Raw genomic sequence first — 406 nt, 5'->3', positions numbered from 1 at the left:
GGTTCTCTCATGAACAGTTTCTTCTCCGGCGCACAAAAGTTGGGTAAATCGTTTATGTTACCTATCGCCGTCTTACCTGCTGCAGGTTTGCTGTTGGGTATAGGCGGTGTGTTTTCCAACCCAATCACTATCGGAACTTACGCGTTCCTTGATAATGCTGTCTTGCAGGCCATTTTCACATTGATGAAACTGTGTGGCAGCGCCGTGTTTGATAACCTGCCACTGCTGTTTGCCGTCGGGATTGCAGTGGGTATGACCAACACCGATAGAGGAACCGCAGGGCTCGCTTCTGTGTTGTCTTTTCTGGTCATGAACAAGGCCATTAATGCCATGTTGGTGATCACAAACACGCTGGCGACAGATAATCTGGCCGTGCATGGACAAGCCGTTATTCTTGGTATTACGA

General features: G+C 48.8%; 1 protein-coding gene. It reads left to right on the top strand.

Annotated features, from left to right (window positions below; translation table 11 throughout):
- Positions 1-406 (top strand): PTS transporter subunit EIIC (locus EEB15_RS33460; protein ID WP_199236721.1); only part of this gene is annotated, 406 nt, incomplete at both ends.

The sequence above is a fragment of the Ramlibacter sp. WS9 genome, from assembly GCF_003797765.1.
Lineage (GTDB): Bacteria > Pseudomonadota > Gammaproteobacteria > Burkholderiales > Burkholderiaceae_C > Ramlibacter.
The sequence above is the reverse complement of the archived record's forward strand: the minus strand, read 5'-3'. Positions and strand labels throughout refer to the sequence as shown.